Origin of the sequence: Sabulicella rubraurantiaca (genome assembly GCF_017355885.1) — a bacterium.
In the GTDB taxonomy this organism is placed as follows: Bacteria; Pseudomonadota; Alphaproteobacteria; order Acetobacterales; family Acetobacteraceae; genus Roseococcus; species Roseococcus rubraurantiacus.
On the sequence record NZ_JAFEUU010000044.1, the window covers coordinates 1 to 5,535 of the forward strand.

Sequence of the window (5,535 nt, forward strand, 5' to 3'; positions counted from 1 at the left end):
GCGTCGTCGGCCAAGGCGGGAAGTCGCGCGGCAGGTGCCGCCACGCGCAGCCGGTGCGCAGAACGGAGAGGATGCCGTCCAACACCGCCCGCATCGGCCAGCGCCGTAGTCGTCCGAAAGGGGCGGGCGGCGGCAGGAACGGCGCCACCAACGGCCACTCGGCATTGGTCGGGCGTGTTGCATAGGGCTGGCTTGGGCGCGCAAGCTGCGGCCGGGTGGCGGGGTCCACATGGGCGACCTCGGAGGACACACAGACATCCCTCGAACGCACGAGGCTGCCGCCGCTCACCCCATCCGCGATCCATACGAAACCGTTCCGAACCGGGCTCTTATATGTGTTTAAGGTTAGATCGTTTAATGACAGAGCTCTTCTAATCTAATTCGCGAATAGCTTCCGGCTCAAACTATCCGGAAGGTTTGGCTGTCATCCAACGTCAGTTCGAGTAGTGCGAACGCAAAAGTCGAATACGATATATTCGACGTGACGCACACTATAGGTTATCGCCCTTGAGCGTTGAATGTCGGGTTTGAACGCCGTTGGAGCCGGTTTGATGGGAACGGCTCCATCCACATGTTCCAACCTCTTCCTTGGGTGAATCGACACTTGGATCGGAGCCTCATCCTTGATGGCCGGTCATCAGTGCCCGGCTCTGGAGTGCGAACGATGGTGATCTGGGCCATAGTCTTTGGAATGCTCGCTGGATGGATGCTCGCCGTCGATCCAATGGGAGCCGTGGTCGGGGGCCTGTTCGGCGCTCTCGCCGGCTGGCTTCTCCTGCGCTCCGTCCGAAACGAGATTCTGCGTGCTGTTGCGCCATTGCAAGCCGAGATCGAACGACTAAAAGGTGCCGCGCTTCCGAACGCAGATGTAAGTACGACCGTTCCCGCGGCTGTTGTCCTCCCGGCCGTCGTACCTTCCGAGGAGCCAGCGGCTTCAGCGCCAGAGGCCCCTCCCCTGATCGAGGCGTCGCACTCCCCTTCAGAGCCAGGCCTCCTGGCAGTGATGCTCGCCCAGGCCAGGACATGGTTGCTTGGGGGGAACACAATTGTCCGCGTGGGCCTACTGCTGCTGTTCGTGGGACTCGCCTTCCTGGCCAATTACGCAGCGCAGGCCGGCCTGTTCCCGATCGAGTTGCGGCTTACTTTTGTGGCTGTAGTTGGCATCGCGCTTCTGGCGTTCGGGTTTTCCACCCGGGAGTCTAAGGCCGGATTCGCACTCGCGCTGCAAGGCGGCGGCGTCGCCGTCATTTACCTCACCTTGTTCGCCGCGGCGAGATTGTTCGACGTGGTGCCGCTCGGCGTCGCTTTTGGGCTGATGGTCGTGGTTTGCGCTCTCGGCTGTGCCCTCGCTTTGCTGCAAAACGCGCAGAGCCTCGCCTTCACGTCCTTTCTCGGTGGCTTCGCGGTACCCCTGTTGCTTCCCGGCGATGACGGCAGTGTGTTGGCCCTCTTCGGCTACTACACGCTGCTGAACCTGGCGGTGCTGTTCATCGCTGGACGGCGGTCCTGGCGGTCGCTGAACCTGCTGGGTTTCACGGCGACTTTCGGCACAGCGACCCTGTGGGGATTGTCCAGCTACGACCCGGCCGACTTTTGGCTTGCCCAAGGATTCCTGATCCTTTCCGTCCTCATCTACATCGCCGCCGGCCTGCTTTATTCGCAGCGCACGCCCGGTAAGCTCGGAGGCGTCGTGGACACCACGCTGGTGTTCGGCCCAGCCATTGCAGGGTTTGGTCTCCAGGCAGGCCTCGTAAGCGACCGCCCTTTTGGCGCCGCATTTTCTGCGCTCGGTTTCGCCGTTCTTTATCTTGGGATTGTGGCCCTCTTCGGCCGTCGGCGGATGGCCGAGATGCGGGTCATGAGCGAAGCGATGCTAGCCATTGGTGTCGGTTTCGTGACCCTCGCCATTCCGCTGGCGCTGGGTGCCCACTGGACATCCGCTGCCTGGGCGCTCGAAGGCGCCGGCGCATTTTTCGTCGGGATGCGTCAATCGCGCTCACTGCCGCGCTTCTTCGGGCTGGTTTTGCAAACAGTGGCAGCGCTGCTGTTTCTGGGCAACCTGAATGCCAACATCGCGCCGTTGCCATTTGTGAACGATACGTTTCCCGGTGCAATGCTGGTGTCGCTGTCGTTGCTCGCAACGGCTTGGTGGCTACGGGTGCCGCTGGCGCACGAGGGGTCGCCACTGGCGGCACGCTACGGGGCGTTCGAGGCGCGGCTAGGCGAACCGGTGTTCTTGGCCGGCTTTGCCCTCTGGTGGATCGGCTTCGCCGCCGAGGCGTTCCGGGTACAACCGGGTCTGCTGGCCGTTTCACCGCCCATTGCGGTTTTCCCTCCCGCGACGGCGGATCTCCTGGCCATGCTCGTCTTCGTCGCCAGCGCCTGGGGGGCACAGGCGGTCGCACGCCGCACGGCCTGGACCGCCGCCGCCGGGCCCGCACGCGTGACCTTTCTCGCCCTTTGGCTTGGCTTCTTGGCCATGCTTCTGGACCACGGATGGGTGTTGGAAGGTGCTCACCCGGCGATATGGGCCGCGGCCGTCGTCCTGCATCTCCACGCGCTTGCCCGACAGGAGGAGGCGTCAACGAACGGCGGGGCAACGCTGGTGATGCGGTCGGCACACATTAGTGGTGTCTGGCTGCTGCTCGCGATGCTCTCGAATGCCTTGGCGTTTGGGATTGATCGAGCGCATCTATGGGACACCGCCTGGGCGGCAGTCGTCTTTCTCGTGGCAGCGACGACCGTGTTGCTGCTGCTGGCGCTATGGGCTGGTCCTGCACTCCCTCCGGCGCCCGGCAGGCGTTGGCCACTTGCCCAGCACGCGGCTGACTATGCCTGGACGGCCGCAGTGCCACTGGCCGTTTTGCTGGCCGGCGGAACACTCGTGACGGCGCTGTTCGCTGCGGGAGATGCCCGTCCGCTGCCGTATGTCCCGCTGATCAATCCGGTAGATTTGTCAGTGATGCTGTCGATCGCGACGCTGGCGCTGTGGTGGCGAACGGTACGTACGAGCAATCTTCCAGGCAGTACCAGGGTGCGGCAATGGTTTCTGCCCGGCACGCTCGCGGTGCTAGGGTTTGCACTGCTCAATGGCGCTTGGCTGCGCCTCTCGCATCAGACTTTCGGCGTAGCCTGGAATGGCGACGCCCTGCTCGGCAGCTTTATGGTGCAGACCGGAGCGGCAATCCTATGGGCTTTGGCGGCCCTGGCGCTGATGCTGGTGGCCAGGCATCGAGCGCACCGCGCGCTATGGCTTGCCGGCGCCGGGCTGCTGACGCTGACCGTCGCCAAGCTGCTGCTCGTGGATCTTGCAAATGCAGGCGGCGGTGCTCGGGTGGTCGCGTTTATCGGCGTCGGCACGCTGATGCTGATCATCGGCTACGTGGCGCCGCTGCCGCCGCGGCTGGCGCGAGAGGATCAGCCTGCATGATGAGAATGAAACTGGCTCTCCGCGTGTTCGCAACCCTTCTGCTCGTCGTGGCAGGGCCTGGGCTGGCGGACACACCCGCCGACTTCGCGCTGCGCCTGCAGGTCCTGCCAGTGCCCAACGCCTCCGTGCAAAATCTGGAACTGCCTGCAGCTGTGCTTGCTAGCTCGGTCAGCCCGAAACTCGCTGATCTGCGCTTGTTCGACGCCAACGGACGGTTGCTGCCGGTGGCATTGGTCGAGGCTGACGGAGCGGTGCGGCAGAACGCGCTGCGGCCGATGCCGGTTTTGGGTGCCGTCGATGCTTTGCGGAGGACGGGGGTCTCGCTGCGCCTCGGCGCCGACGGAAGCGTGCAGGTGGTGCCAGCCAACGGAGATTTCGATACCGCTGGGTCCGTACTCCTCGCGATCTTGCTGGATGCACGGCAGCTGAGTGGTACGGCGACGTCGCTCCTGATCGACGCCGAGGTACCCGCATCGCAGCCCATCACCTTTACGGTCGAGGCGAGTAGCGACCTGATGACATGGCGTTGGCTGGGTCAATCAACCGCCTTTGAACCAGGTGCTTCGCCCATAGCAGTCCAGGTGCCACTGCGAGCCTCGGACGTGCGCGGCGCATGGCTCCGGGTCACTTGGAGCGCTATACCGCGGCTGCTAGCTCCAGTGACGGTGCGCGATGCGATGCTGACGACGCGCCGGCCGTCCGCGGACGTGCTCGTGGAAGCGAACCTTGCTGGCGCCTCTGGGGGGGCTGCATGGCAGTTCAGCCTGCCTTTTACGACCGCGGTCCGCTCAATCGGCCTCATGACCACGCAAGCCGAAGTCATCGTGCCCTACCGCCTGTTGGGCCGTGCTGCGCCAGAGCAGGCATGGACGCTGCTCGGCACTGCAGTGGCCCGTCAACCAGGCGCAGGTGAGGTGTCGCGCATCGTGTTGCACCGTACTGACCTCAAGGAATTCCGAGTGGAATCCGAAAGAACAGGGGTCGCGTTTACCGCGGCACCTCGCTTGCAGCTTGGGTTGGCACCGCACATGCTTGTTTTCGCTGCAGCAGGCCCAGCGCCCTACACGCTCGCGGTCGGACGAGCAGGCGACAGCGCCGCATTTCTGCCGCCCGGTGTCCTGCACGCGGAGCAAGGCCTGACGTATGCCTCGGTGGATGTGCCGAGCGACTGGCGGCTCTCAGTGGCTTCAGATGATGAGCGTGCAGCATTACGACGCCGTGCGTTGCTTTGGGCTGCTTTGGCGGCGGGTACGGCGACGCTGGGATTCATAGCCTGGTCGCTTTGGCGCAGGTCAGCGCAGGCTTAGATCCTCGGCCGGCAGGGCATCGAGATCGGCCGCGAGATGCTGGCTGACTGGGCCGGCACGGCGGCTCAGGAGGTGATGCCCGTGGTGCGGCGGATGCACGAGATCCTGCTGGGCTCGCCCAAGCTGTTCGCCGACGAGACGCCCCTGCCCGTGCTGGATCCGGGGCGGGGGCGGACCCGGCGGCGGCGGTGTTTCTCTACGCCCCTGGCCGGGGTGCGGAGCACGCGAAGAACCTGCTGCGGGACTTCTGCGGCATCGTGCAATGCGACGGCTACGGCGCCTACAAGGCCGTGGCGACCGAGCGGGGCCTGACGCTGGCGTTCTGCTGGGCGCATGTGCGCCGCGAGTTCTTTGGGCTCGCCAAGGGCAAGGGGCCGATCGCCGAGGAGGCGCTGCGGCGGATCGCCGCCCTCTATGCCGTCGAGGCCGAGCTGCGCGGAAAGCCACCCGATGTCCGCCGCGCCGTCCGCGGGAACGAAGATGCCCCCTTTGACCTGCCCCCTTAGAAACGGAGCGCCGGTAATGTGAGATCGGCGGATCTGCGGAGGGTGTTGGAGATGGCGAGGAAGCATCACAAGCCGGAGGAGATCGTGGCCAAGCTGCGCCAGGTGGAGGTGTTGCTGGCGCAGGGAAAGTCGGCGGTCGAGGCGGTGCGGACGATCGGGGTGACGGAGCAGACATGGCGTAACTGAGGGCGGGCGCACTCCCCGGCTGGTGGCCAGAATGGCGGACCAGCCTGCAGAGAAAGGAGTGCGAGATGGACTGCTATGTCGGCCTCGATGTCTCCATGGAGGAGAC

Annotated in this window: 3 protein-coding genes and 2 pseudogenes; 4 read left to right on the plus strand and 1 reads right to left on the minus strand. The window is 64.8% G+C overall.

What is annotated here, in order from left to right; translation table 11 throughout:
• A partial coding sequence (locus JTJ31_RS24190; RefSeq protein WP_328805816.1) for a transposase occupies nucleotides 1-229 on the minus strand: 229 nt, incomplete at its 3' end.
• A 435-nt stretch (nucleotides 230-664) separates the two neighbouring features.
• Here JTJ31_RS24190 and JTJ31_RS24195 point away from each other — a divergent pair.
• The 4 genes and pseudogenes from JTJ31_RS24195 to JTJ31_RS24210 all read left to right on the plus strand — a co-directional run.
• A complete protein-coding gene (locus JTJ31_RS24195; protein WP_207541307.1) occupies nucleotides 665-3,430 on the plus strand; it encodes a DUF2339 domain-containing protein in 2,766 nt (921 codons plus the stop codon).
• Nucleotides 3,431-3,435: 5 nt separating this feature from the next.
• On the plus strand, nucleotides 3,436-4,737 hold the full coding sequence (locus JTJ31_RS24200) for a DUF3999 family protein (RefSeq protein ID WP_408015442.1): 1,302 nt from the start codon (nucleotides 3,436-3,438) through the stop codon (nucleotides 4,735-4,737).
• Nucleotides 4,738-4,773: 36 nt separating this feature from the next.
• Nucleotides 4,774-5,243: pseudogene (locus JTJ31_RS24205) on the plus strand (IS66 family transposase).
• Nucleotides 5,244-5,294: 51 nt separating this feature from the next.
• Nucleotides 5,295-5,420 (plus strand): annotated as a pseudogene (locus JTJ31_RS24210) (IS3 family transposase); the annotation flags it as partial.
• Nucleotides 5,421-5,535: the final 115 nt, after the last annotated feature.

Excerpts from the sequence above, each read along its gene's own strand:
- JTJ31_RS24200 (WP_408015442.1), top strand. The coding sequence starts at position 3,436 with ATGAAACTGGCTCTCCGCGTGTTCGCAACCCTTCTGCTCGTCGTGGCA.
- JTJ31_RS24195 (WP_207541307.1), top strand. The coding sequence starts at position 665 with ATGGTGATCTGGGCCATAGTCTTTGGAATGCTCGCTGGATGGATGCTC.